General features: G+C 74.7%; 23 protein-coding genes. 15 read left to right on the top strand and 8 right to left on the bottom strand.

From position 1 onward, the window contains the following. Positions 1 to 73: 73 nt before the first annotated feature. The 3 genes from ACWD4P_RS31635 to ACWD4P_RS31625 all read left to right on the top strand — a co-directional run bounded on the left by ACWD4P_RS31635 (position 74) and on the right by ACWD4P_RS31625 (position 3,459). Positions 74 to 1,510 carry an RtcB family protein gene (locus ACWD4P_RS31635; protein WP_449782018.1) on the top strand — a complete coding sequence of 479 codons (1,437 nt, stop codon included), beginning with the start codon at positions 74 to 76 and terminating at the stop codon, positions 1,508 to 1,510. A 120-nt stretch (positions 1,511 to 1,630) separates the two neighbouring features. Beyond that, positions 1,631 to 2,629 carry an ABC transporter ATP-binding protein gene (locus tag ACWD4P_RS31630; RefSeq protein WP_449782017.1) on the top strand — a complete coding sequence of 333 codons (999 nt, stop codon included), beginning with the start codon at positions 1,631 to 1,633 and terminating at the stop codon, positions 2,627 to 2,629. Beyond that, positions 2,626 to 3,459, top strand: a complete 834-nt coding sequence (locus tag ACWD4P_RS31625; RefSeq protein WP_449782016.1) for an ABC transporter permease — start codon at positions 2,626 to 2,628, stop codon at positions 3,457 to 3,459. The genes ACWD4P_RS31630 and ACWD4P_RS31625 overlap by 4 nt, the downstream gene beginning before the upstream one ends. A 58-nt stretch (positions 3,460 to 3,517) precedes the next feature. On the opposite strand, the gene ACWD4P_RS31620 is transcribed toward ACWD4P_RS31625, so the two are convergent. After that, positions 3,518 to 4,429 (bottom strand): LysR family transcriptional regulator, encoded by a 912-nt coding sequence (locus ACWD4P_RS31620; RefSeq protein ID WP_449782015.1) that lies wholly within the window; start codon positions 4,427 to 4,429, stop codon positions 3,518 to 3,520. A 189-nt stretch (positions 4,430 to 4,618) separates the two neighbouring features. Here ACWD4P_RS31620 and ACWD4P_RS31615 point away from each other — a divergent pair, with 189 nt between their 5' ends. Next, positions 4,619 to 5,299: a type 1 glutamine amidotransferase domain-containing protein gene (locus tag ACWD4P_RS31615; protein ID WP_359819969.1), complete on the top strand. Its 681-nt coding sequence runs from the start codon at positions 4,619 to 4,621 to the stop codon at positions 5,297 to 5,299. A 51-nt stretch (positions 5,300 to 5,350) separates the two neighbouring features. On the opposite strand, the gene ACWD4P_RS31610 is transcribed toward ACWD4P_RS31615, so the two are convergent. Further along, the gene (locus ACWD4P_RS31610; protein WP_449782014.1) at positions 5,351 to 6,880 is read right to left on the bottom strand and encodes a carboxylesterase/lipase family protein; all 1,530 of its coding nucleotides are present in this window, start codon (positions 6,878 to 6,880) and stop codon (positions 5,351 to 5,353) included. A gap of 110 nt (positions 6,881 to 6,990) precedes the next feature. Between ACWD4P_RS31610 and ACWD4P_RS31605 the strand changes: the two genes are divergently transcribed. The 7 genes from ACWD4P_RS31605 to ACWD4P_RS31575 all read left to right on the top strand — a co-directional run bounded on the left by ACWD4P_RS31605 (position 6,991) and on the right by ACWD4P_RS31575 (position 13,073). Next, the gene (locus ACWD4P_RS31605) at positions 6,991 to 7,674 is read left to right on the top strand and encodes a TetR/AcrR family transcriptional regulator (RefSeq protein WP_449782013.1); all 684 of its coding nucleotides are present in this window, start codon (positions 6,991 to 6,993) and stop codon (positions 7,672 to 7,674) included. A 77-nt stretch (positions 7,675 to 7,751) separates the two neighbouring features. Continuing rightward, positions 7,752 to 8,819 carry a TIGR03617 family F420-dependent LLM class oxidoreductase gene (locus ACWD4P_RS31600; RefSeq protein ID WP_449782012.1) on the top strand — a complete coding sequence of 356 codons (1,068 nt, stop codon included), beginning with the start codon at positions 7,752 to 7,754 and terminating at the stop codon, positions 8,817 to 8,819. A gap of 229 nt (positions 8,820 to 9,048) precedes the next feature. Beyond that, a complete protein-coding gene (locus ACWD4P_RS31595) occupies positions 9,049 to 9,501 on the top strand; it encodes a hypothetical protein (protein WP_449782011.1) in 453 nt (150 codons plus the stop codon). Then, complete coding sequence (locus ACWD4P_RS31590) at positions 9,498 to 11,333, top strand: GMC family oxidoreductase (protein ID WP_449782010.1); 1,836 nt, start codon at positions 9,498 to 9,500, stop codon at positions 11,331 to 11,333. The genes ACWD4P_RS31595 and ACWD4P_RS31590 overlap by 4 nt, the downstream gene beginning before the upstream one ends. Next, a complete protein-coding gene (locus tag ACWD4P_RS31585; protein ID WP_449782009.1) occupies positions 11,330 to 12,172 on the top strand; it encodes a hypothetical protein in 843 nt (280 codons plus the stop codon). The genes ACWD4P_RS31590 and ACWD4P_RS31585 overlap by 4 nt, the downstream gene beginning before the upstream one ends. Continuing rightward, positions 12,169 to 12,843 carry a DUF402 domain-containing protein gene (locus ACWD4P_RS31580; RefSeq protein ID WP_449782008.1) on the top strand — a complete coding sequence of 225 codons (675 nt, stop codon included), beginning with the start codon at positions 12,169 to 12,171 and terminating at the stop codon, positions 12,841 to 12,843. Before ACWD4P_RS31585 ends, ACWD4P_RS31580 begins: the two co-directional genes overlap by 4 nt. Positions 12,844 to 12,878: 35 nt before the next feature. Next, positions 12,879 to 13,073 (top strand): hypothetical protein, encoded by a 195-nt coding sequence (locus ACWD4P_RS31575; protein WP_449782007.1) that lies wholly within the window; start codon positions 12,879 to 12,881, stop codon positions 13,071 to 13,073. On the opposite strand, the gene ACWD4P_RS31570 is transcribed toward ACWD4P_RS31575, so the two are convergent. The 5 genes from ACWD4P_RS31570 to ACWD4P_RS31550 all read right to left on the bottom strand — a co-directional run bounded on the left by ACWD4P_RS31570 (position 13,039) and on the right by ACWD4P_RS31550 (position 17,443). Continuing rightward, positions 13,039 to 14,028, bottom strand: coding sequence for a bile acid:sodium symporter family protein (locus ACWD4P_RS31570; RefSeq protein WP_449782022.1), 990 nt, complete (start codon positions 14,026 to 14,028; stop codon positions 13,039 to 13,041). The two genes, ACWD4P_RS31575 and ACWD4P_RS31570, sit on opposite strands and share 35 nt — an antisense overlap. 137 nt (positions 14,029 to 14,165) lie before the next feature. Next, complete coding sequence (locus ACWD4P_RS31565) at positions 14,166 to 14,483, bottom strand: hypothetical protein (protein ID WP_449782006.1); 318 nt, start codon at positions 14,481 to 14,483, stop codon at positions 14,166 to 14,168. Further along, complete coding sequence (locus ACWD4P_RS31560; RefSeq protein WP_359819988.1) at positions 14,480 to 15,370, bottom strand: isocitrate lyase/PEP mutase family protein; 891 nt, start codon at positions 15,368 to 15,370, stop codon at positions 14,480 to 14,482. The genes ACWD4P_RS31565 and ACWD4P_RS31560 overlap by 4 nt, the downstream gene beginning before the upstream one ends. Positions 15,371 to 15,793: 423 nt before the next feature. After that, the gene (locus ACWD4P_RS31555; RefSeq protein WP_359819991.1) at positions 15,794 to 16,657 is read right to left on the bottom strand and encodes a class I SAM-dependent methyltransferase; all 864 of its coding nucleotides are present in this window, start codon (positions 16,655 to 16,657) and stop codon (positions 15,794 to 15,796) included. A gap of 195 nt (positions 16,658 to 16,852) precedes the next feature. Then, on the bottom strand, positions 16,853 to 17,443 hold the full coding sequence (locus ACWD4P_RS31550; RefSeq protein ID WP_449782005.1) for a PadR family transcriptional regulator: 591 nt from the start codon (positions 17,441 to 17,443) through the stop codon (positions 16,853 to 16,855). 119 nt (positions 17,444 to 17,562) lie between these two features. Between ACWD4P_RS31550 and ACWD4P_RS31545 the strand changes: the two genes are divergently transcribed. After that, on the top strand, positions 17,563 to 19,062 hold the full coding sequence (locus tag ACWD4P_RS31545) for an MATE family efflux transporter (protein ID WP_449782004.1): 1,500 nt from the start codon (positions 17,563 to 17,565) through the stop codon (positions 19,060 to 19,062). After that, positions 19,013 to 19,540, top strand: coding sequence for a DinB family protein (locus ACWD4P_RS31540; RefSeq protein WP_449782003.1), 528 nt, complete (start codon positions 19,013 to 19,015; stop codon positions 19,538 to 19,540). Before ACWD4P_RS31545 ends, ACWD4P_RS31540 begins: the two co-directional genes overlap by 50 nt. Before the next feature lie 444 nt (positions 19,541 to 19,984). Here ACWD4P_RS31540 and ACWD4P_RS31535 read toward each other — a convergent pair whose 3' ends face one another. Beyond that, positions 19,985 to 20,161 (bottom strand): antitoxin, encoded by a 177-nt coding sequence (locus tag ACWD4P_RS31535; RefSeq protein WP_359820001.1) that lies wholly within the window; start codon positions 20,159 to 20,161, stop codon positions 19,985 to 19,987. 153 nt (positions 20,162 to 20,314) lie between these two features. Here ACWD4P_RS31535 and ACWD4P_RS31530 point away from each other — a divergent pair, with 153 nt between their 5' ends. Continuing rightward, entirely contained in the window at positions 20,315 to 21,949 is a 1,635-nt protein-coding gene (locus ACWD4P_RS31530) for a M28 family peptidase (protein WP_449782002.1), read from the top strand. Between the two features lie 296 nt (positions 21,950 to 22,245). Further along, positions 22,246 to 23,652: a dihydrolipoyl dehydrogenase gene (gene lpdA, locus ACWD4P_RS31525; protein WP_359820006.1), complete on the top strand. Its 1,407-nt coding sequence runs from the start codon at positions 22,246 to 22,248 to the stop codon at positions 23,650 to 23,652. The last annotated feature ends 93 nt before the right edge of the window (positions 23,653 to 23,745 follow it).

The raw sequence follows: 23,745 nt of genomic DNA, 5'->3' as shown, positions 1-23,745 counted from the left end.
GCCGTACGGACCGGGGCACTGCGGCCCCGGGCACCGCGGCCCCGGGCCGGGCGGACCGGAGCAGCGGGAGCTGGTGAGCGAGGTGGAGATCGCACTGACCGAGGCGGGCCGGCACCGCTGGCGGATCGAGCCGCGCCCGCCGATGCGGGTGCCCGGCGTGGTCTTCGCGAACGGTGCGCTGCTGCCGCAGGCCGCCGGAGACAAGGCGCTGGAACAGGTCGCGAACGTGGCGACGCTGCCCGGGATCGTCCGCGCCTCCTACGCGATGCCCGACGTGCACTGGGGCTACGGCTTCCCGATCGGCGGGGTCGCCGCCACCGACGTCGACCGGGGCGGGGTGGTCTCACCCGGCGGGGTGGGCTTCGACATCTCCTGCGGGGTCCGGCTGCTGGCCGCCGGCGTGAGCCGGGAGGAACTCGACGCGGAGCGGATCGGCCGCCTGATGGACCTGCTGGACCGCACCGTCCCGCGCGGCCTCGGCCGGGGCGGCCTGTGGCGGCTGTCCGGACCGGAGGAACTGGACGAGCTCCTGCTCGGCGGCGCCCGCTACGCGGTCGAGCACGGCCACGGCGTGCCGCGCGACCTGGAGCGCTGCGAGGACGGCGGCGTGCTGGCCGGCGCGGCCCCCGGCGAGGTGAGCACCCGGGCCGTCGAGCGCGGGCTGCAGCAGGTCGGCAGTCTCGGCTCGGCCAACCACTTCCTGGAGGTGCAGGCCGTCGACCGGGTCCACGACCAGTGGACCGCCGCCGCCTTCGGACTGCGGCCGGGCCAGGTCTGCGTCATGATCCACTGCGGCTCTCGCGGCCTCGGCCACCAGATCTGCACCGACCACGTCCGCGCCATGGACCGCGAACTGCACCGCTACCGGATCGAGCTCCCGGACCGCCAACTCGCCTGCACCCCGGTCGACTCCCCGCGCGGGCGCGCCTACCTGGGCGCCATGACCGCCGCCGCCAACTACGGCCGGGCCAACCGGCAGCTGCTCTCCGAAGCGGCCCGCCGCGCCTTCGCGACCGCGCTCGGCGTCGGACTGGAACTGGTCTACGACGTCTCGCACAACCTCGCCAAGCTGGAGACCCACGAGGTGGACGGCGAACCCCGGACCCTGTGCGTGCACCGCAAGGGCGCCACCCGGGCACTGCCGCCCGGCGACCCCGACCTGCCCGCCGACCTCGCAGCGGCCGGACAGCCCGTGCTGGTGCCGGGCACCATGGGCACCGCCTCGTACGTCATGGTCGGCCTGCCCGGCAACGAGGCCTTCCGCTCCGCCTGCCACGGCGCCGGGCGGGTGCTGAGCCGCCACCAGGCGCTGCGCACCGTGCGCGGCGAGCGGCTGAAGGACGAACTGGAGGCGCGGGGGATCGCGGTGCGGCCGGCCTCCTGGCGGGCCCTGGCCGAGGAGACCCCGGCCGCGTACAAGGACGTCGACGCGGTGGCCGCCGTCACCGAGGCCGCCGGGCTCGCCCGGCAGGTCGCCCGGCTGGTGCCGTTGGGCGTGTGCAAGGGGTGAGCCCCGGAGCGGTCCGGGCGCGTCCCTGGACTCGCCCGGCCGGCCGCGCTTGGATGTCGGACGCAGCCGGCGGCGCCGGAGCGCACCGTCGCCGCGGCACAGCCGTCACAGGAGGTGGCCATGCCCGGGAAGCCGGATCCAGCCGTCGACCGCCGGAGCACCGGGCGCGCGGGCCCGGTGATCGAACTGCGGGCGCTCACCAAGCGCTACGGCGACACCGTCGGCATCGAAGGGCTGGACGTGTCGGTCGAGGCCGGCGAGGTCTTCGGACTGCTCGGCCCCAACGGCGCCGGCAAGACCACCACGCTGCGCTGCCTGGTCGGCCTGCTCGGCCCCAGCGACGGCCGGGTCCGGGTGCTCGGCCTGGACCCGGTGGCCGACCACGGCCTGCTCGCCCCCTCGATCGGCTACCTGCCCGGCGAACTGCGGCTCTACCCCGAGCTCACCGGTCAGCAGACCCTCGACCTGCTCGCCGCCCTCCAGGGCGCCCCGGTCCCCCGCCGGCGCGAGCTGTGCGACCGGCTCAAGCTCTCCCGGGCCGACCTGGCCCGGCCGGTGGGGGAGTACTCCCGCGGCATGAAGCAGAAGCTCGGGCTCGTCCAGGCCCTCCAGCACCGGCCGCCGGTGGTGGTACTGGACGAACCGAGCGAGGGGCTCGACCCGCTGGTCCAGGAGACCTTCTACGAACTGCTCGCCGAGGAGACCGCGGCCGGCCGGACCGTCCTGCTCTCCAGCCACGTGCTGCCGGAGGTGCAACGGACCTGCGGCCGGGTCGCCATCGTCCGCCACGGCCGACTGGTCACCGTCCGCTCGGTGGCCGAACTGCGCCAGGCCCGGGCCCGCCGGGTCCGGCTGCTGATCGACGACGGTCGGGGCGCCCGGCCGCTCGGCACCGCCGAGCGGTGGTCCCCGCGCTGGGACGGCCCGCGGGTCGAGCTGCTGGTGCCGCCGGACGAGGTGGTCGGGGCGGTGCGCACCCTGCTCGCCGAACAGCCGGTGGCCGACCTGACCGTGGAGGAGGCGGGCCTGGACGAGGCCTTCCTCGACCTCTACCGGTCCGTCGGGGCCGAGGAGCGCGGCAACGGCGGCGGGCTGCCGGAGCCGGAGGAGCGGCCGTGAACCCGGGCACCGTCAACCGCCGCCTCCCGCTGGTCTGGCTCGCCCTGCACCGGCGCCGCCGGATGCTGCTCTCCCTGCTCCTCGGCATGGTCGTCTTCGAGACCCTGATCGTGGTGATCGCCGGGACGGTGCCGACCGGCGACCTGTTCGGCGAACGCCGCACCCCGCCCGGCGCGTTCAAGGCCTTCAGCGGCTCCAACGGGGACGTCTCCATCGCCAGCTACCCCGGACTGCTCGGCGCCGGGCTCACCCACCCGTTCTGGATCGCCCTCCAGCTGACCGTGATCGGCTCGCTCGGCGCCGCAGCCGTCGCGGCCGACGTCGAGTCCGGCACCATCGAACTGCTGATGACCCGCCCGGTCTCCCGCCGACGGCTGCTCGCCGAGCGGGCCGGCGCCCTGGTCGCCGCCACGGTGCTGCTCAACGCCGCCGCCACCCTGACCCTCGCGCTCGGCGTGGCGTTCTCCCCGCAGCTGCGCGCGGCCGTCCCGGAGAGCGCGGTGTTCACCGCCGGGCTGCTCGGCTGCGCCCTCGCGTTCTGCCTCACCGGACCGGTGCTGGCGGTCTCCGCGATCAGCCGGCGGCGGGCCCGTGTGATCGGCGCGGCCGTCGCGTTCGGCGCGGTCGGCTTCGCGCTCAACTTCGTCGCGCTGGCCTGGTCCCCGGCCAGGTCGTTGCGCTACCTCAGCCCGTTCCACTACTACGCGCCGGGCGACGTGCTCGCTCACGGCGGGGTGCCGTGGGCGGCCTTCGGGGTGCTGCTCGGGGTGGGGCTGCTGGGGCTGGCGGCGGCCTTCCGGCTGCTGGAACGGCGGGACCTGGCGGTCTGAAGGGGGCCCTGGCCCGGCCGGTCGACGCGCGGCCCGGCCGGCCCGACACGCGGGCCGGTCAGCCCAAGGCGCGGGCCGCGGCCAGCAGGCGTTCGCGGACCAGGGCCACGTGCGGGTTGGCCGACCCGGCCGGGCGCCGCACCAGGTAGGCGGTGTTGATCGGCGGATCGGCGGGCTCGTGCAGCAACCGCAGGGCTCCGGAGGCGAGTTCGCCCCGGCACAGGTAGCCGGGCAGTACGCTCCAGCCCGCGCCCGCGGTCACCGCCGCGAGGACCGCCCGCAGGTCCGGTACGGTGACCGCCGCCCGGGCGTGCAGCCGCCGGTCGAAGACGTGGCGCCAGTAGCGGCGGGCGATCGGCAGGTCCTCGGCATAGCTGAGCAGCGGGACCTCGGCCAGCGCGGCGGGCAGCTCGCGCCCGGCCAGCCGGTCGGCCCAGACCGGGGCGGCGACCAGCACGAACTCCTCGTCGGCCAGTGGTTCGGCGAGCAGCGTCCGGCCGGGCGGCCGCCGGGTGGCGACCACCAGGTCGTGCCGGCCCGCCCGCAGTTCCGCCAGCAGCGGGTCGGTCAGTCCACTGGTCACCCGCAGCCGGACGCCCTCCGCGACCAGCGGGGCCAGCTCCGCGAGCAGGACGGTGCCGAGGAACTCGGCCGGCCCGGCCAGGTGCACCGGCTCCGGCGCTCCGCCGCCGCGCCCGTCGGCCAGGTCCGCGAGCTGGTCGAGCGGCACGGCCAGGCGGCCCGCGAGGTCGTCGGCGTACGGCAGCGGGCTGACCCCGCGCGCCCGGCGTTCGAACAGCTCCCGGCCGAGCCGCTGCTCCAGCGCCCGGATCTGCGCGGTCACCGTGGACTGGGACAGGCCCAGCAGGTGCGCGGCCGCGGTGAAGGAGCCGGCCCGGTGCACGGCGAGGAAGGTCCGCAACTGGTTGAGGTCCAGCGGGCCGGAGCCGGTGACCGGCCGATCGCTCATGCCCGTCAGCGTACGGGACCCCGGCGGCCGGGCGGCGGGCTCGACGATCCGGGTGAGGCATCGGAATCCCGATGCCTCGCATCGCGTGGCCCATTGGTTCCCGCGGGTCCGGCGCGTCTAGCGTCGGCGGTGTGAGCGCCGCGGCGGACCGTCGCGGCGAGGACCGCGGCACCCCTGGAGGCACACCCCATGGCCGACATCCTGTTCGTCCTGACCGGTGCGAAGTTCTGGACCCTGAACGACGGCACCGCGCACCCGACCGGCTTCTGGGCGGAGGAGGCGGTCGTCCCGTACCGGGCCTTCACCGAGGCCGGCCACCGGGTCACCGCCGCCACCCCGGCCGGCGTCGTCCCGGTCGCCGACGGGGCCAGCCTGACCGACCCGGCGATGGCCGAGGAGCTGGCGAAGATCGCCGAGTTCCGGCAGCCGCTGGTGCTGGCCGAGGTCGACCAGGCCGACTACGACGCCGTGTTCTACCCCGGTGGCCACGGCCCGATGGAGGACCTGGCCGTCGACCCCGACTCCGGGCGGCTGCTCACCCGGGCGCTCGCCTCCGGTCGCCCGCTCGGCGTGGTCTGCCACGGGCCGGCCGCGCTGCTCGCCGCGCGGGCCGAGAGCAGCGGCTCGCCCTTCGCCGGGTACCGGGCGACCGGCTTCACCAACGCCGAGGAGGCCCAGGCCGGCCTGGCCGACCGGGCGCCGTGGCTGCTCCAGGACCGGCTGGTCGAGATCGGCGTGGACTTCGAGGAGGGCGAGCCCTGGGCGCCACACGTGGTGGTCGACCGCAACCTGGTGACCGGCCAGAACCCGGCCTCCTCGGGGCTGGTGGCCGCCGGGCTGCTGAAGCTGCTGGACGGGTCGGCGGCGTAGCGGCCGGCCGGGGGCCGGCCGGGGGCGGGTGCTTCCGGCCGGCCCCCGCCGTCAGCGCAGGTCGTAGGCGGTCAGCGGATGCCCGGCCCAGATCCGCCGGGCGTTCTGCTCCGGGTAGCGGACGGTCCGCGAGCGGGCGTCCAGGACCCGGGTGGGCAGGCCGTCCGGATCGAAGGCGGGCCAGCCCGGGTCACCCGTCGTGGCGAACCGGACCCAGGCCCGCCGCAGCTCCTCGGAGACCCGGACCGCCTCCGGCGGGGGCGTGTCGCCGAGGGACTGCCGCGCCAGCGGGGCGTCCAGGGTGCCGAACGCGAGCGGCACGTCCAAGCCGTGGCAGGCGCCGAGGACGCCGCCGAGCGCGGAGGCGGGCAGGGCGAGCTCGAAGAGGTGCGAGGTGCCGCCGGCGGCCGTGTTGGCCTCGGCCAGCCGCAGGGACGGCACCCGGAACAGGGCGTCCGACTGGACGGCCTCCAGGAGTTCGGAGGGGGTCACCCCCGGGAAGGCGGACCGGTAGGCCTCCGGGCCGCCCGGGTGCGGGGCGAAGAACTCCAGGGTGCGCCGCGCCTCCTCCTCGGTGAAGGCGCCGTGCCGGCCGCTGAGGACGGCGAACAGCCGGAACTCGTCCCGGGTGTGGCCGACCAGCAGGTCGACGCCCTCGGTGAGGGCCGACCAGGGCGAGCCCGGCAGGACCTCGCCGTCGACCACCGGGACGGTGGCGATGCCGCTCTGCGCCAGCCGGCCCCAGCGGGCCACCCGGGCGGGCAGGGCGGCGCCCAGTTCGGTGACCGCCGAGGCCAGCCGCCAGGGGTGCACCTCGGCCAGCGCGGCGGCGGTGGGGGCCGTACCGAGCAGCTTCGCGAGCTCGGCGGTGACCTCGGCGGCCAGGGCCGGGGTGCAGTGGTTGCCCGGCACGCTGTGGGCGACGGCCCGTCGGAACAGGCCGCGGGCCCGGTCCATCGTCAGCAGGGCGGCGACCGAGCCCGCGCCGGCGGACTGCCCGGCGACCGTCACCAGGTCCGGGTCCCCGCCGAAGCGGGCGATGTTGCGGGCCACCCACCGCAGGGCGGCGACCTGGTCGAGGAAGGCCCGGTTGGCCGGGGCGCCCTCCAGCAGGGCGAAGCCCTCGGCGCCCACGCGGTAGTTGACGCTCACCACGACCAGCCCGGCGGAGGCCAGGACGGTCGGGTCGTAGAGCGGGTCGCCGGCGGTCCCGGAGATGAACCCGCCGCCGTGGATCCAGACCAGGACCGGCAGCCCGCCCGCGCCCGGGTCGGGGGTGCAGACGTTGAGCGTCAGCCAGTCGGTGGCCTCGGACGCCCCGGCGGACTCGGCCGGCAGCGGACCGGACTGGGGGACGACGGGGCCGAAGGCGGTGGCCTCGCGGACGCCGTCCCAGGGCTCGGGCTCGGCGGGGGCGGCGAAGCGGAGGGCCCCGACGGGCGGCCGGGCGTAGCGGATGCCGCGGAAGACGGCGAGTTCCCGGTCGTCCTGAGGCTCCGGGTGGCGTTCCGGTGCGCGCCGCGGCTCCCAGCGGCCGCGGACGAGTCCTTCGGTGGTGCGGACGACGGGCTGCTCCGACATGTGGACGCTCCTCCCTCGGAATGCCCACCACGTTATAGGTCGGCTGTATTATGTCAAGCGTATGGAAAAGAGTCCGCCGGGTGCGGAGCGAGTCGGAGGAGCCGGCGCGGATGCCGAAGCAGGTCGACCACCGGGAACGCCGCGAGACGATCGCCAGGGCGCTGTGGCGGGTCGTGGCGCAGCGCGGCGCCACTCACCTGACGATGCGCGAGGTCGCGCAGGAGGCCGGCATCTCGCTCGGGCAGCTCCAGCACTACTTCGGCTCCCGGGCGCAGATGCTCTCCTTCGCGATGGACTTCTCCGCCGAGCAGAGCGCGCTGCGGGTCGGCCGGGAGCTGGCGGCCCTCGGCGAGCGGCCGCACCCGCGGGACGTGCTGCGGGTGATGCTGGTCGAACTGCTGCCCCTGCACGCCGACGCGCGGGCCACCAGCCGGATGAGTGCCGCCTACGTGCTGGAGGCGCTGCACGACGAGGAGGTCCACGCACGGGCGCGCGGCGGCCTGATCGAGGGGCGGGCGACGGTCGAGCGGCTGCTCCGGCAGGCGGCCGCCGACGGACACCTGCCGGCCGACCGCGACCCTGCGGTGGAGACGGATCTGCTGCTCGCGCTCACCGGGTTCAGCACGCTGCTCGAACTGGGCGTGGTCGGTCCCGCCGCCGTGCTCGCCGCCGTCGACCGGCACTTGGAGCGGCTGTTCGCGGCGACGGGCGGCGCGGAGGGGACGGCGACGGCGGGTGAGGCGACGGCGGGACCGGCAGCGGTCGGCGAGGCGTCGGAGGAGGCGGGGCACTGAAGGCGGGAGGCGGGAGGCGGGCCGGGGCGTGGCAGGCTACCCGGGTAGCACCGCCGCCCGCGACCAGGAGCACCGCCATGGACCGACCCGCCGCCCTCCGCCTCGACGCCACCGCCTCCGGACACCCGGCGGGCATCCTGGACGCCGCCGAACAGGCCGAACGCCGGGGCATGGACCGGCTGGTGGTCGCCGAGACCGCGTACGACCCGTTCCTCCAGCTCGCCCGCGCGGCCGACCGGACCGAGTCGATCGAGCTGGCCACCGGCATCGCGGTGGCCTTCGCCAGGACCCCGATGACCCTCGCCTACCAGGCCTGGGGGCTGCACGCGGCCTCCGGCGGACGGGCGGTCATCGGGCTGGGATCGCAGGTCAAGCCGCACATCGAGAAGCGCTTCGGAATGCCCTGGGACCGCCCGGCCGCCCGGATGCGCGAGTACGTGCACGCGGTGCGGGCGATCTGGCACAGCTGGCAGACCGGGGAACGGCTGCGCTTCCGCGGCGAGTTCTACACCCACACCGTGATGACGCCGGTGTTCTCGCCGGACCCGGTCCCGTCCGGGGTGCCGCGCGTCCTGCTGGCGGGCGTCGGACCGCTGATGACCAGGACCGCGGGGGCGGTTGCCGACGGCTTCCTGAGCCATCCGTTCTCCTCCACCGCCTACCTGGCCGAGCAGGTGCTGCCCGGACTGACCGAGGAGCGCGGCCGGGCCGAGGCGGAGGGCGCCGCGTGGACGGCGCGGCCGTTCGAGATCGTCGGCAACGTGCTCACGGCCGCCGGCCGTACCGAGGAGGAACTGGCCGCAAACCGGGCCGCCACCCGCGAGCGGCTCGCCTTCTACGCCTCCACGCCGGCCTACCGCCCGGTGCTGGCGCAGCACGGCTGGGAAGGGCTCCAGGAGGAGCTGCACACCCACTCGGTGCGCGGGCGGTGGGCGGAGATGGCCGCGCTGATCGACGACGAGGTGTTCGACGCCTTCGCGGTCTGCGGGTCGGTCGAGGAGGTCGCCGGGGAGATCCACCGCCGGTACGCGGGCCTGGTCACCCGGCTGTCCGTCAGCCTGCCCGAGGACGCCGACCCGGAGCTGGGCCTGGACGTGCTGGCGGCGGTGCGGGCACTGGGCCGACCGGAAGCGGACGCCGACTGATCGGGACGGGCGGCCGACCGGGCAACGGGCGACGAAGTCCGGGCAGATTCGGGCAACGCGTTTCCGGTGGTGAGGGCGGGCGGCAGGATCGCGGTGGCAGGCAGGGGCGTCCGGTGCGGACCGGCGCCCCGGGCCCGCCACCCTGCGGGGCCTGTCCTGCCGTGCGGTCCGTCGCGCCGTACGGCCTGTCATGCCTCGGCCACCCGTTTCCGATCGTGGGGGTGCCCGCGTGTCCGTGTCCGACGACCGCCCGGTCGACCATGACCTGGCCGAGCGCTGGGACCCCGTCGCCAACACCTACGTCGACGCCCTGGCCGACCTGGACGAGTTCCTGCGCGTCTGCGCCGAACTCACCGGCTTCGACGTCCCCGAGCTGCGCTCCACCGGCATGGCGGACGAGCACCACCGCACCACCCTGGCCCACCGGGTGCGCGACGAGCACGCCCTGGTCCACCTCTGGTACGTCGGCGCCTGGCCCGGCGAGGCGCCCTCTTCCGCCCGCGCCCACGACCAGGGACTGGTCTGGCGGACCTTCCACGCCGCCCCGCCCGGCTCCGCCGCCCCCGGGCACGGCAGCTGGGCCGCGGCACCCCGGGGGGCGGAGGAACCGGGCCGGGCCGACCGGCGGAGCGAGCCCGGGGTGCCCCGTCGCAGCGCGGCGCCCGGAGGCGAGGGCCGGTGAGCGCCCACTGGGACGCCGTCGTGGTCGGCGCGGGCTTCGCCGGGACCCTGGTCGCCCACCGCCTGGGCGCGCAGGGCTGGCGGGTCCTCGTCCTGGAGGCAGGACGGGCCGCACCCACCGGCGCCGAGGCCTCCACCGCCCACCGCGCGGCCGGCGGCGGACCGCCCACCTCGCCCTACCCCCACAACCCCGAGGCACCCTCACCCGACGTCACCGACCTGACCGGGAACCCGGACGGCGGGTTCACCGCCACCGGGCACCTGCGCCAGTACGGGCCGCTGCCCTACGCCAGCGGCTACCTGCGCGCCAACGGCGGCACCGGACTGCTCTGGACCGGGCTCACCCCGCGGATGCACCCCGAGGACTTCCGCACCGGCGACCTCGGCCACGGCCGCAACTGGCCGATCGGCTACCACGACCTGGAACCCCACTACCGCGAGGCCGAACGGGAACTCGGCGTCGCCGCCGACGCCGAGGAACAGCGCCGTGCCGTCGGACTGCCCATCCCGGAGGGCTACGACTTCCCGATGCGGGCCGTCCCCGCCAGCTACCTCGACCGGCAGCTGGCCCGAGCCCTCGACGGACGGACCGCCCGCGACCCGGCCCTCCCCGCTCCGGCCCGGCTCGCCGTCACGACCACCCCGCACGCCCGCAACGGCGTGCCGACCACGCCCGGGTCCGCCGACGGACCGCTCTGCGCGGGCAGCTCCGGCTGCGTCCCGGCCTGCCCGAGCGGGGCCAAGTACACCCCGCTGCGCACCCAGGCCCGCTGGGCCGCCGGGGTCGAACTGCGCACCGAGGCCGTCGTCAGCCGGGTGTCTGCCGACCCGGAGACCGGGCGCGCCAGGGGAGTCGAGTACCACGCGGGCGGTACGACCCACCGGGTGACGGCGGACCTGGTCGTCCTCGCCGCCCACGCGATCGAGAACGCCCGGCTGCTGCTCCTCTCCGGCCTGGCCAACCGCAGCGACCAGGTCGGCAGGAACCTGATGGACCACCCGGCCCTGCTCACCTGGGGACTGATGCCCCGCCCTGTCGGCCCCTACCGCGGGCCCGGGTCCACCAGCGGGCTGGAGGCGTTCCGCTTCGGCCCCGGGCGCGAGCGCCGGGCGCCGTTCCGGATCGAGATCGGCAACTGGGGCTGGTCCTGGGCGGGTGGCGCGCCGGAGGCCGAGGCGGCGGCGCTGCTCGCGGCGGGCTTACGGGGAAAGGAGCTCCGCGAGCTGCTCGGTGACCGGCTGGGCCGTCAGTTCTCGCTCCAGTTCGAACTGGAGCAGCCCGCCGACCCGGCCAACCGGGTCACCCTCGACCGGGACCGGCGCGACCCGCTCGGCCTGCCCGGCCCGGCCGTCCGTTACGACCTCTCGGAGTACGTCCGCGAGGGGATGGCCTCCGCCCGGGCCGTCTCCGACCAGCTGTTCGCGCTGCTCGGCGCGGAGGACCACACCGCCTACCCGGCGGCCGGATGGCCGGGCCGGATCGAACACCGGGGAACCGTCCACGGCTACCGGGGCGCGGGCCACGCCGGCGGCACCCACGTCATGGGCGACTCGCCCGCGAACTCGGTGGTCGACCACTGGCAGCGGTGCTGGGACCACCCCAACCTGTACGCCGTCGGCTGCGGCTCGATGCCCTCCCTCGGGACCTCCAACCCCTCCCTCACCATGGCCGCCCTCGCGCTGCGCAGCGCCGAGCGGATGCACCGCGACCTGCTGGAGCTGCACCGCCCGGCGGTGCCCCGCCGCCCCGGCCCGCCCTCGCCCGCCGCCGCCCCCTCGTCCGCGTCCTCGCCCGCACCGTCTCCCTCGCCCACGTCCTCGGAGTCCCCATGACCGGCCTGCCGCTCCCGCCCGTACCGGAGCCGTACCACCTGCCCTTCCACTACGGTGCGCTGCACAACATCGGAGTCGACTACCTGGTCGACCGTGCGCGGGCGCGCGAACTGCTCGCCAAGCGCCACCCCGGCCTGAACGCCGCGGCCTTCGACGGCGGCGCCTGCGTCTCGCTCAACTACCAGCTCTACTTCGCCCAGTATCCGAACGGCGGTGGCATCACCCAGGAGCTGGAGGTCAATCTGATCGCCCATCCGATCTTCGCCGAGGAGCGGATCCCGGCGGTCAGCTACGGCCAGTACGCCCGGGGTTACGACCAGACCAAGCTGCTCGGCATCGCCCGGCTGCACGTGCTCTGCGACAACCCGCTCGCCATCGACGCCGGCCGCCTGCTCTACGCCGAGCCCAAGCACCCGGGCTGGTTCGAGACCACCCTGCCCTCGCTCAACGCGCCCGAGGTCCGCGAACACTGGTCGGTCTCCTGCCGCCGCGCCACCCTCGGGCCGGACGGGCTGAGCCGCCACGACGAGGAACTCCTCGCCCTGGACGTGGACCTGGCCGGCCTCACCCATGAGGCCGTCAACAACACCCCGATCACCGGCTACGGCACCGACGACGAGGGCAAGCTGCTGGCCGGACCGCTCAACGTCTACCAGCCCTACCGCTACTACGCCCTGGACGACCGCACCGCCGACCGCGTCCGGCTCGACCTCGGCAACCCCGCCGAGGAGTCCGCCCGCGACCTGGCCCACCTGATCGCCGACGCCCCGGCCGCCGGGGTCTGGACGTACCAGTCCCCGCCGGTCGCCGCCCACAACCGGGCCTACTACATCCGATGACGGCCCCGGCCGCTCCCGTCTTCGCCCCGGGCGGCACCGCCGTGCGGCGGGACGTCGCGCGGGGCAGGGTCTGGTCGGCCACGCCCTGCACCGTGCTCGCGGACGACGGCGCCACCCTGACCCTCACCGTCCGCCCGGGCACGGAGACCCTGGCCCCGGCCCGCTGGACCGCCGCCACGCGGGCCGACGACGACGCCGGACGCTTCGGCTGCATCGAGGACCTCGCCACCGGCCGGTGGGAACTCGACCACTGGACCTGGCGCGACACGGTGGTGCTCAGCCGCTTCACCGCCGGAGCGCCGTTCAGTGTGCACCGTTTCCTGACGCCCGACGGCCGCCCGCTGCGCTGGTACGTCAACTTCGAGCGCCCGTACCGTCGGACGGCCATCGGCATCGACACCCTCGACCTCTTCCTGGACCTCGTGATCACCCCCGATCTGTCGGCGTACCACTGGAAGGACGAGGACGAGTACGCCCACGCGCGGCGGCTCGGTGTCGTCGACGAGGCCACCCACCGGTGGATGGACCGGGCCCGGAGCCTCGCCCTCGCCCAACTCCTCGACCGCCTCGGTCCGTTCGCCCCGGATCCGGGCGCCTGGACGGTGCCGCCGGCCGGCCCGCTGCCCACTCTCCCGACCACCACCCTCAGCACCCCCGCCGAAGGCGGCTGAGCGAGGGCCCCCGCCCGCCAGGGCCGCGCCCCGACATGGACGGTACCGGGGCCATGGCCGGCCAGGACGGCAAGGCGCTCGGGCACCCGCTCGGGCACCTGCACGACGGCGGGGAGCGATCGGCGGCCGGCCGAACGGGCTTCGGCCCCTGCGCCATGCCCGGCCGGCCCGCCGACCGGCGCATGGCGCAGGGGATCAGCCGGCCGACGGCGGAGCGGCCGGACCGGTGATCGCGGGCGGTGCCGTGTCCGCGGTGGCGCGGGCGGTGGGCGCCCGCGACCAGCGGCCGGCGAGGACGGTACCGACGATCAGCTGGAGCTGGTGGTAGAGCATCAGCGGCAGCACCATCAGCCCGGCTTGCGTCCCGAACAGGACGGTGGCCATCGGCAGACCGCTGGCCAGGCTCTTCTGCGAACCGCACAGCACCGCCGCGATGGTGCCCGGCCGGTCGAGCCCCGCCAGCCGCGCGCCGAGTCCGGTGGCCGCCAGGGCGGCGGCGAGCAGGGCGAGCAGCACCGCGAGCAGTCCGAGCAGGGCGAGCGGGGTCGCCAGGCCCCAGATGCCCTGGGACACCGCCGCACTGAACGCGGTGTAGACGACCAGCAGGATCGACCCGCGGTCCACCGGGGCGAGGACCCGTTTGTGCCGGGACAGCGGACCCCCGAGCCACGGCCGCAGCAACTGCCCGAGCAGGAACGGCGCGAGCAGCTGCACCCCGATCCGCAGCAGCCCGTCGGCGGACAGCTCGGTGTGCGAACCCAGCAGCCAGGCCGCCAGCAGCGGCGTCAGCACCAGGCCCGCCAGGCTGGAGTAGGTGCCCGCGCAGATCGCCGCCGGGACGTCGCCCCCGGCGGCGCCGGCGAGCGCCACCGAGGACTGCACCGTCGAGGGCACCAGACAGAGGAACAGCACCCCGGTCTGCAACGGCCCGGTCAGCGGGACCGGGGTGAGCAGTGCGGTGGCCACGCCGAGCAGCGGGAAGAGGACGAAGGTGGCTGCCAGCACCAGCCCGTGCAGCCGCAGGTGGCGCAGCCCGGCCAGCGTCTCGCGGGTGGACAGCCGGGCGCCGTAGAGGAAGAACAGCAGCGCCACCGCGAGGTCGCAGGCCGCCCCGGCGACGCGCGCCGAGGCACCTGAGGCCGGGAACAGCGCGGCCAGCCCGACCGTCCCGGCCAGCGCCGCCATGTACGGGTCCAGCCAGCGGGGCAGCCGTCTGCGGGCGTGCGAGCCGGAACCGCGCCACGTCCGCGCCCGGCCCCCGCGTGCGCCTCCCCCGAGCGCCCGGAGCCCTGGTGGCTGCTCCGGGCGCGCCAGGCGGTCCGTCACGGGCCGCCTCCCGTCGCCGGGCGAAGGGAGGGCCCGGAGGAGGAACCCGGCCCGAGCAGCCCACCGACCAGCGAGCCGGCGCCGTCGTGATCGCTGCCAGCCGAGCCGCTGCCGTTCTGGAGGTTCGCCGTGCGGTCGACCTCCAGCCAGGAGTCGGCGTGGGAGTTGTCCACGACGGTGATCAGGGAGCCCCCGGCCGCCGCGGGCGTCGCGGCCCCGACGATCAGGGCGCACGCGCCGGCGAGCCCCAGCGCGGTGGCCCGCAGAACGGTGGCCGCCGGGGGAGGGGCGGGGCCGTTCAGCCCGGGGTTCACGCCGTCACCGCCATCAGCCCGCTGGAACGCGCGATGTTCCGCTCCAGCAGCTCGGTGGACTCCCGCACCCCGACCTGTTCACGCCCCACGGCCGGGGCCGGCAGCCGTCCGTCGGCGTTCTTCAGCCCGATCAGCGCCTCGTCCACCGCCCGGTGCGCGGCGAACAGGCAGGGCGTGCTGTAGATGGCCACGTCCACCCCCAGCTCCGACAGCTCCGAGAGCGACAACCGGGGCGACTTGCCCCCCGCGATCTGGTTGAACAGCAGCGGCTTGTCGTCACCGACCACCCGGCGGATCCGGCGGATCCAGTCCTCGCTGCGCACGCCGTCGACCAGCACCACGTCGGCGTCCGTGGCGGCGAGCGCCCGGGCCCGGCGCAGGATGTCGTCCTCCTCGGTGGCGTCGGTGCGGGCGACCACCACCAAGTCCGTCCGGTTGGCGAGGACGAGCTCCAGCTTCTCCAGGTACTCCTCCAGCGGCAGCACCAGCTTGCCCTCGGCGTGCCCGCAGCGGCGCGGCCGCTTCTGGTCCTCGAGGATCACCCCGGACGCACCGATCCGTTCGAGCCGGCGCACGACGTGGCAGGCCACCTCCGGATCGACGTAGCCGTCGTCGATGTCGACGAGCAGGTGGTGCCGGGGGAAGGCCCCGCGCAGTCGTTCGACGAAGTTCACCATGTCGGGCCAGGCGATGAAGCCGATGTCGGGCAGCCCGTAGTAGGAGGCGGCGAAGCCGAAGCCGGAGACGAACATGCCGTCGTAGTGCTCGGCCGCGATGGACGCCGAGTACATGTCGTAGACGCCGATCAGCGGCGTCGTTCCCGGGCTCGCGATCTCCGCGCGCAGCCGCCGCCCGGGGTTGTTCAATGCCGTGTTTCCGTGGAACAAGGTCTTCTCCTCGCTGGGGATGACTTTGCCTGAACTTGGTGTTCACCAGACCGAACTGAGGTGTCATCACTATGCGCCCTTTAACGTTCTGTGGGCAAATCTTTAAGCGAGATTCCCTCGTTAGAGTGAAGCGGCGAAGACAATAGGAAATGCGGAAAAGCGGGTGATCCGATAAATAAGGCCGCTGCGGGACATGCCGCCCGGGGCTGGCGCGAACGGGCGCGGACGGGCGAACGGGCGTGGACGCGCGGACGGGCGGACGGACGAACGGACGAACGGACGGGAACGGGCGAACACGACGCCGGGGCCCGTCCGGTGAGGGACGGGCCCCGGCGAAGGTCCGGGCGCGGGCCGGACGCGGGATCAGGCGCGGTCCGGGCGCGGGACCGGGTACGGGAGCGGGCGGGGGCGCCGGTGGCGGCGTCAGACGTTGGGGACCGGCGGGGCGGCGCGGCGTTCGCGCAGCGTCCGCAGCATCCGGCGGGTGGCCTTGGTGGCGACCGGGGGCAGCAGCTCCAGGGCCAGCCGGCGCGAGGTGGAGCGGACCGGGGCCTTCACCTGGTAGTTGAGGCGCATCACCCGGGCGCCGGCGATGGTGTCCTCGTCGACGGTGTACCCCTCGGCCGACCAGTCGCGCTCCCGCAGGACCGCCTGGGCCGCCGCCGCGTCGCCCCAGGTGCCGTAGAACTTCATCGGGGTGAGCAGGACGGGCCGCAGCCCTTTGGTGAAGACCGCCTCCCAGACCGCGGCGGAGACGCCCGGAGTGTGTTCCGAGCGGTAGTCGTCCAGGGCGACCAGGCCGTCCTCGGCGAGCGCGGTGCGGGCCACGGCGATGTCCCCGGCGACGTGTTCGTAGAGGTGGGAGGCGTCGACGTGGACGAAGCGGCAGCTCCCCGGGCGGATGCGGCCGTCGGCCAGCACCGAGGTGGGGGCCTGCACTATCTCGGGCAGCTCGCCGTGGAAGGCGAGGTAGTTGGCCTCGAAGGCGCTGCGGGTGAGGGTCCTGCGGTAGGACATGTTCATCTCGGCGGCGTTGTCGGCGTCGCCCGCCTCGGAGTCGAACAGGTCGCAGACCGTCAGTCGCTCGCCCTCCCGCAGGTGGTCGCCGAGCAGGACGGCGCTGCGCCCGAGGTAGCTGCCGAGCTCCAGGATGTCGCCGGTGACGCCGGCCGCGGTCTGGGCGGACAGCAGTTGGCTGAAGGCGGCCCGGTCGAGACTGAAGAACCAGCCGGGAATGTCGTCCCGCTTCAGCGGCGCGGTTGGGGCTGCGGTCTCGGAAGTGGGCACGGCGGCCTCCAGGGGGACGGCGGGGCGCGGTGGCGGATCACGTCGGAGGGGGACTGCCGAGGACGTGAGGCGGATCATCATAGCGACGTCGGTCCCTTGGGGAACCAGGTGCGGAACGGCATGAATCCGCTTCTTCGCTCTGCCGTTCGGCAGGGGTGTGCGCCTTCGTTTCCGCCCTCGATCCGCCTGGTCGGTCTAGCGTTCCGAGGGCGGCGGTTCCGCCTCCGCGCCGGGGGTTCCCGAGGGGCCCGCGCCGCCCGGGCGTTCGAGCTCCGCGATGGTTCCGGTCAGCCAGGCCCGCTCGGCCGCCGTCGAGGCCCGGGCGACGAGCAGCATCCCACGCCGGAACGGGTTCGGTTCGCTCTCGGCGGTCACCGGCCGCCCCGCTCCGTCGTAGAAGAAGCTGCTCGGCGCGTCCAGGAAGTCCAGCCGGCGGCGGAGGACGGCGGCCTGCCGTGACGGGTCGGCGAGGTGGTGCAGGAAGGTGGTGACGGTGAAGAAGCGGATCTGGTCGGTGATCTCGGCCTGTTCCGGGTCGGCCAGCCGGCGCAGCAGTTCGGCCCGGCCCTCGGCCGTCAGCTCCAGCGTCTGCCGCGGTGCGGCGCCGCTGCCGGGTTCCGTGCGGCGGTGGAGCAGCCCGGCCTTCTCCAGTCGGGCGATGGCGGGGTAGAGCGCGCCGTCGCTGACCGGTCGGACGTGGCCGGTCAGCCCGGTGATCCGGGCCTTGAGCTCGTAGCCGTGCAGCGGCTGGTCGTACAGGAAGCCGAGGATCGCGAGCGTCAACACGGCTGGAGCCCTTCGGTCGGAGTGCGCCCTGTGGAGCGGCCATGTTACCTCTTGTCGATGTGCCTCGAAACGATGTATCTCTATTCGCGGTAACTCGAATCGAGGCGAGAAGAGGAGACATGCGCGGACAGGTGCGTGGACGGTCGGGCCGGCTCGTGTCACTGGCGGTGCCCGTCTACGCGGAACTGCTCTCCGGGGTGATCGCCTCGGTGATCGGCGCCCTCTGGGTGGCCGGTCTCGGCGGCGCCGCCGTCGCCGCCGTCACCCTGGCGGGCACCGTCGAGAACCTGCTGCTCGGGCTGGTGCTGGTGGTCGCCTCCGGGACCAGCGTCGGGATCTCCCGTGCCCTCGGCGCCGGCGACCGGGCCGAGGCCGCCCGTATCGCCCGCGCGGCCGTGCGGCTGTGCGTCGCGGGCAGTATCGTGCTCGCCGTCCCCGGCTTCCTGCTGCGCGACCGGCTGGCCGGCGCCTTCCTGGACGGCGAGGCCGCCGCGCACGCCGCCGAGTACTTCACCGTCGCGTTCCCGGCCTTCGCGCTCTTCTTCGGCCAACGCGTCGCCGACGAACTGTTCAAGGGCGCGGGCGACACCCGCACCCCGATGCGGATCGCCCTGCTCTCCAACGCGCTGCTCCTGCTCCTCGATCCGCTGCTCATCCTCGGTGCCGGTCCGCTGCCCGCCCTCGGCGTGCCGGGTGCGGCGCTCGCACTGGCCCTCTCCCGGTCGATCGCCCTCGGCGTCACCCTGCGACTGCGGCGCGGGCCGCGCCGACCGGCCGGGCCGCTCGCGGGACCGGAGTCGGGGCCGCCGACGGGACCGCAGCCGGGCCCCCAGCCGGGCTCCCAGCCGGGACCGCAGCCAGACGCGCAGTCCGGACCGCAGCCGCGCGACGCCGACGGAACCGGGGGCGTCGGCGCGGCGGCGGTACGGATCCTGCGCGCGGGCGCACCGTTCGGCCTGGACTTCACGGCCCGGATGGCCGTCGGAACCGCCCAACTCGGCCTGGTCGCGGGCTTCGGCGTCCCGGCCGTGGCCGGATACGGCCTCGGCTACCGCGTACTGCTCGTCGTCACCATGGCCTTCTACGCCCTGCGCCAGGCCGCCGCCATCGAGGCCGCCCGCCTGGCCGGCGCGGGGGAGGGCGCCGCACTGAGGGCCCTGCACCGTGCCACCGGGCGCCTCGCCGCGCTGCTCGGCTCGGTGGCGGCGACCCTGTCCGTGACGCTCGCCGGACCGCTGAGCGCACTCCTCACCGAGGACCGGGCGGTGGCCGCCCAGTCCGCCGGCTTCCTGCGCGCCTCGGCGCTCCACCTGGTGCCGTACGCACTGGTGGTGGCCCTCGGCGGCGTGCACCAGGCGGCGGGCGCCGGCTCCCGCTCGGTGGTCTCCGTGCTGCTCGGCCTCGGGGCCCAACTCGCCGCCTCGGCAACGCTGTCGGGGCCGCTGGGAGTGTCGGGGGTGTGGCTCGGTCCGGCGGTGGGTGCGGCCGTGCAGCTCGCGCTGCTCGCCGCCTTCGCGCGGCCCCGGCGTTCACGCACGACGGGCGGGGACGTGTGCCAGAGTGGGAACCATGGCATTCTCTCCGGACGGGCGGCCGATCCCGCCCCCGCACGCCGCTGAACGCGCCATGCTGGAGGCCTGGTTGGACTTCCAGCGGGCCACACTCGTCCGGAAGGTCGACGGCCTCGACGACCGGCAGGTGCGGCTGGCGGCCGTTCCGCCGTCCACGATGACCCTCCTGGGCCTGGTGCAGCACCTCACCGAGGTCGAACGCAACTGGCACCAGAGGGTGTTCGCCGGCCGTGAGGCGCCGCGTGTCCACGGCGCGGACAACGCCGACGGCTTCGGGCTGGATCCGGAGCGCGGGATGGCCGAGGCGCTGGCGGCCTGGAGGGCGGAGATCGACCGGGGCCGTGAGCTCATCGCGGACGAGCCGCTGGAGGCGGTCGGCCCGCTCCCCGCGCACGCCGCGTCGGTGCTCGGCGCGGACACCGTCTCGCTGCGCTGGATCCTGATCCACCTGATCGAGGAGTACGCCCGCCACAACGGCCACGCCGACCTGATCCGGGAGAACATCGACGGCGTCACCGGGGTCTGACGGCGCGGGCACGACCGCCCGCCGGCGTCCGTGCCCGCGAGGATCGCGCGGACGGGCCCGCCCCGGGCAGAATCGACCACATGGACGAAGGCGGCGAGTCGGCCTGTTGGCTGGACCGGGTGTGCCCGGAGTGCGGGCGACTGCGCGAGCGGCCCGGCCCGGGGTCCTGCGAGAACTGTGGCGCGGCCGCCGACCGGGACGCAGCCGAGTCCCGGGACGCGGCCGGGCTCCAAGGCCCGGGCGGGGGCGACCACGCGAACGGCCGCAGCCACGACGACGGCGACACCGGCCCGACCGCGACCGCGGACCCTGCACACCGGCAAGGCTGAACCCCGGTCCGATCGTCCGGACGGACGATCGGACCGGGGTGCGGGCCGACGGGGCGGCGCCGGTGCCGAGCCACGGAGCCGAGCCACGGAGCCGAGCTGTGGAGCGCAGCCGCTCCTACTGGGGCGGCTGGTCGCGGAACCGGTTCTTCAGCTGCTCCTGGGCGGCGTCGACCTGCCCGCTGTACTTGCCCTGGGTGCGCTGGTCGACGGCGTCGCCCGCCTTGTCGACGGCCTTGTCGGCCTGGTCCTCGTGGCCCTTCAGCAGGTTCTTGAGCTTATCCATCATGGACATCTGGTCACACTCCTGGATGAGACGCCCCCACAACTCCAATATCGTCGCGCGCGCGGCGATCCGCATCCCGCAAGGTGTGCGTAAAGGCTTGGCAACGGGATTCCGGTCCTGTCAAATCATGACCCTCACGGCCCGTCGGAAGGAATCGCCTCGATGCCGCGCACCCGCCGCCCCATCGCCCCGCTCGACCGTTCCACCCCCCGCGACCGCGCCACCTCCCCAGGACGCCCGCGAACCGCCGTCACCCGGCGTGGCGCGGGCGCCGCCCTGACCGTCGCGGCCCTGGTCGCCCCGCTGCTGCTGGCCGGCGCCGGCAGCGCCTCGGCCGACCCGGACCCGGCGCGCAAGGGGGCCAAGCTCGCCGCCCGGCTGGTCGGGGCGAGCGACGCCCGGGACGCCCGGGCCACGCTGGCCGCGCTCCAGCTGATCGCGGACCGCAACGGCGGCACCAGGGCGGCCGGTTCGAAGGGACACGACCAGTCCGCGCAGTACGTCTACGACCAGGCGCGACGGGCCGGGCTGAAGGTGTCCCGGCAGGACTTCGTGTACACCTTCTTCGAGGCCCGCTCCGAGCACCTCGACGTGGTCTCCCCGAAGGCCGAGTCGGTCCCGGTGATCGCCATGACGTACTCGGTGAGCGGCCCGGAGGCGGGCCTGACCGCGGACCTGGCGGTCGCGCCGGTGACCGCCACCACCGGCTGCACCCCCGCCGACTACCCGGCGGGCGCCTTCACCGGCAGGATCGCCCTGATCCGGCGCGGCGGGTGCTCCTTCGCCGAGAAGCAGGCCGCGGCGGCCGCCGCGGGCGCGGTCGGGGCGATCGTCTACAACAACACCGAGGGCACCCTCAACGGGACGCTCACCGAGCCGACGGCCGGAAGGATCCCGACCGGGGGGATCACCGCGGCCGCGGGCGAGGCCCTGGCCGCCGAGGCCGCCGCCGGGCCCGTCCGGGTGACCCTGGACATCCGCACCTTCATGGAGCAGCGCAAGACCTGGAACGTCATCGCCGAGACCCGTGGCGGGGACCCGAACAACACCGTGATGGTCGGTGCGCACCTCGACTCCGTCCCCGAGGGGCCGGGCATCAACGACAACGGCTCCGGCACGGCCGGAGTCCTGGAGGTCGCCAGGAACCTCGGCGTCCACCCGGTGAAGAACAAGGTGCGGTTCGCCTGGTGGTCGGCCGAGGAGTTCGGACTCAAGGGCGCCGAGGCGTACGTGAACTCCCTCTCCGACGCGGAGAAGAAGAAGATCGGCCTCTACCTCAACTTCGACATGATCGCTTCCCCCAACTACGCGCAGTTCGTCTACAACGGCTCCGGCAGTGCCGGCGGCGACGCGGGCCCCGAGGGCTCGGCACAGCTGGAGCGGGACATCAACGGCTACCTGGACGGCCGGGGCCTGCCGCACGACCCGACGGCCTTCGACGGCCGCTCCGACTACGGTCCGTTCATCGACGCGGGCATTCCGGCCGGCGGCACCGACACCGGCGCCGAGAAGGTCAAGTCCCCCGAGCAGGCGGCTCGTTACGGCGGAACGGCCGGTGTCGCCTACGACGCGTGCTACCACAAGGCCTGCGACAACCTGGGCAACATCGACATGGGCGCCTTCGACGTCAACATCGACGTGATCGCGAACGCCGTCGGCACCTATGCCTGGGACCTCTCCTCGCTCCACAAGCCCGTCCCGGCCCAGCGTCCGGCCGCGAAGGCCGCCGGAGGCCCGAGCGGGACCAGCGGCCCGAACGGCACCGGCGGTGACCGCTCCCACCCGGTGACGGCCTGACGCCCGGGTGGGCCCGCCGCTGCTCCCGGCCGGCGGGCCCACCCCACGGCCCGGCACCGTCGTACGCCGCGCGGCCCCGCCCCGTCCGGCACTGCTCCGTCCGCGACCTCCCCCGCCATCGCCCCTGGTGGCGCCGGGTGCCGTCACCGTGGCGGAGGCCGCTGACAATCCGGTCGTGGGCCGGTACGGTGCCGCGCGGAGCGCATCCGCCGGGACCCGATGGGTGCGCCGAGCCCGGTCCTGACACCATGGGACCGAGATCACGACACGGTGACATCCTCGGAGGAGTCAGCAACATGAGCACGCACTACGACGTCGTCGTCCTCGGCGCGGGCCCCGGCGGCTACACCGCCGCCGTCCGCTCGGCCCAGCTGGGCCTGAAGGTCGCGGTCATCGAGGCCAAGTACTGGGGCGGCGTCTGCCTCAACGTCGGCTGCATCCCCTCCAAGGCCCTGCTGCGCAACGCCGAGCTCGCCCACATCTTCACCAAGGAGGCCAAGACCTTCGGCATCAAGGTCGAGGGCCAGGTGACCTTCGACTTCGGCGAGGCCTTCCGGCGCAGCCGCTCGGTGGCCGACGGCCGGGTCAAGGGCGTCCACTACCTGATGAAGAAGAACGGCATCACCGAGTACGACGGCTGGGGCACCTTCGTCGACGACCACACCCTCCAGGTCGCGCTCAGCGGCGGCGGCTTCGACGTCGTCACCTTCGACCACTGCGTCATCGCGGCCGGCGCCACCACCCGACTGCTGCCCGGCACCAGCCTGAGCGACCGCGTGGTCACCTACGAGGAGCAGATCCTCACCGAGCAGCTGCCGGAGAGCATCATCATCGCGGGCGCCGGCGCGATCGGCGTCGAGTTCGCCTACGTGCTGCACAACTACGGCGTGAAGGTCACCATCGTCGAGTTCCTGGACCGCGTGGTGCCGCTGGAGGACGTCGAGGTCTCCACCGAACTCGCCAAGCAGTACCGCAAGCTGGGCATCGAGGTGCTGACCTCCACCCGGGTCGAGTCGATCGACGACAGCGACCCGAACGCCAAGGTCCGGGTCACCGTCACCAAGGACGGGCAGCAGCAGGTGCTGGAGGCCGACAAGGTGCTCCAGGCGATCGGCTTCGCGCCGCGGGTCAACGGCTACGGCCTGGAGAACACCGGGGTCAAGCTCACCGACCGCAACGCCATCGCGGTGGACGGCCGCGGCCGCACCAGCGTCGAGCACATCTTCGCGATCGGCGACGTGACCGCCAAGCTGATGCTGGCGCACGCCGCCGAGGCGATGGCCGTGATCGCCGCCGAGACCATCGGCGGGGCGGAGACCATGGAGGTCGACTTCGCCATGATCCCGCGCGCCACCTACTGCCAGCCGCAGATCGCCTCCTTCGGCTACACCGAGGCCCAGGCCCGCGAGCTCGGCCACGACGTGAAGGTGGCCAAGTTCCCGTTCACCGCCAACGGCAAGGCGCACGGCCTGGGCCACCCGATCGGCTTCGTCAAGGTGATCAGCGACAACCGGCACGGTGAGCTGCTCGGCGCCCACCTGATCGGCCCCGAGGTCACCGAGCTGCTGCCGGAGCTGACGTTGGCCCAGCAGTGGGACCTGACCGTCCACGAGGTCGCCCGCAACGTGCACGCCCACCCGACCCTGGGCGAGGCGGTCAAGGAGGCCATCCACGGCCTCGCCGGTCACATGATCAACATGTGACGCACCGTCCCGGACGCGCCGCGCCCCGCCGAGCGGGGCCCCGCGGGCCCGCTGCCCGACTTCGGCGGCGGCACCCTGGCCGGCGCGAAGGTC

The organism is Kitasatospora sp. NPDC002543 (assembly GCF_053594915.1).
The sequence above is the reverse complement of the archived record's forward strand: the minus strand, read 5'-3'. Positions and strand labels throughout refer to the sequence as shown.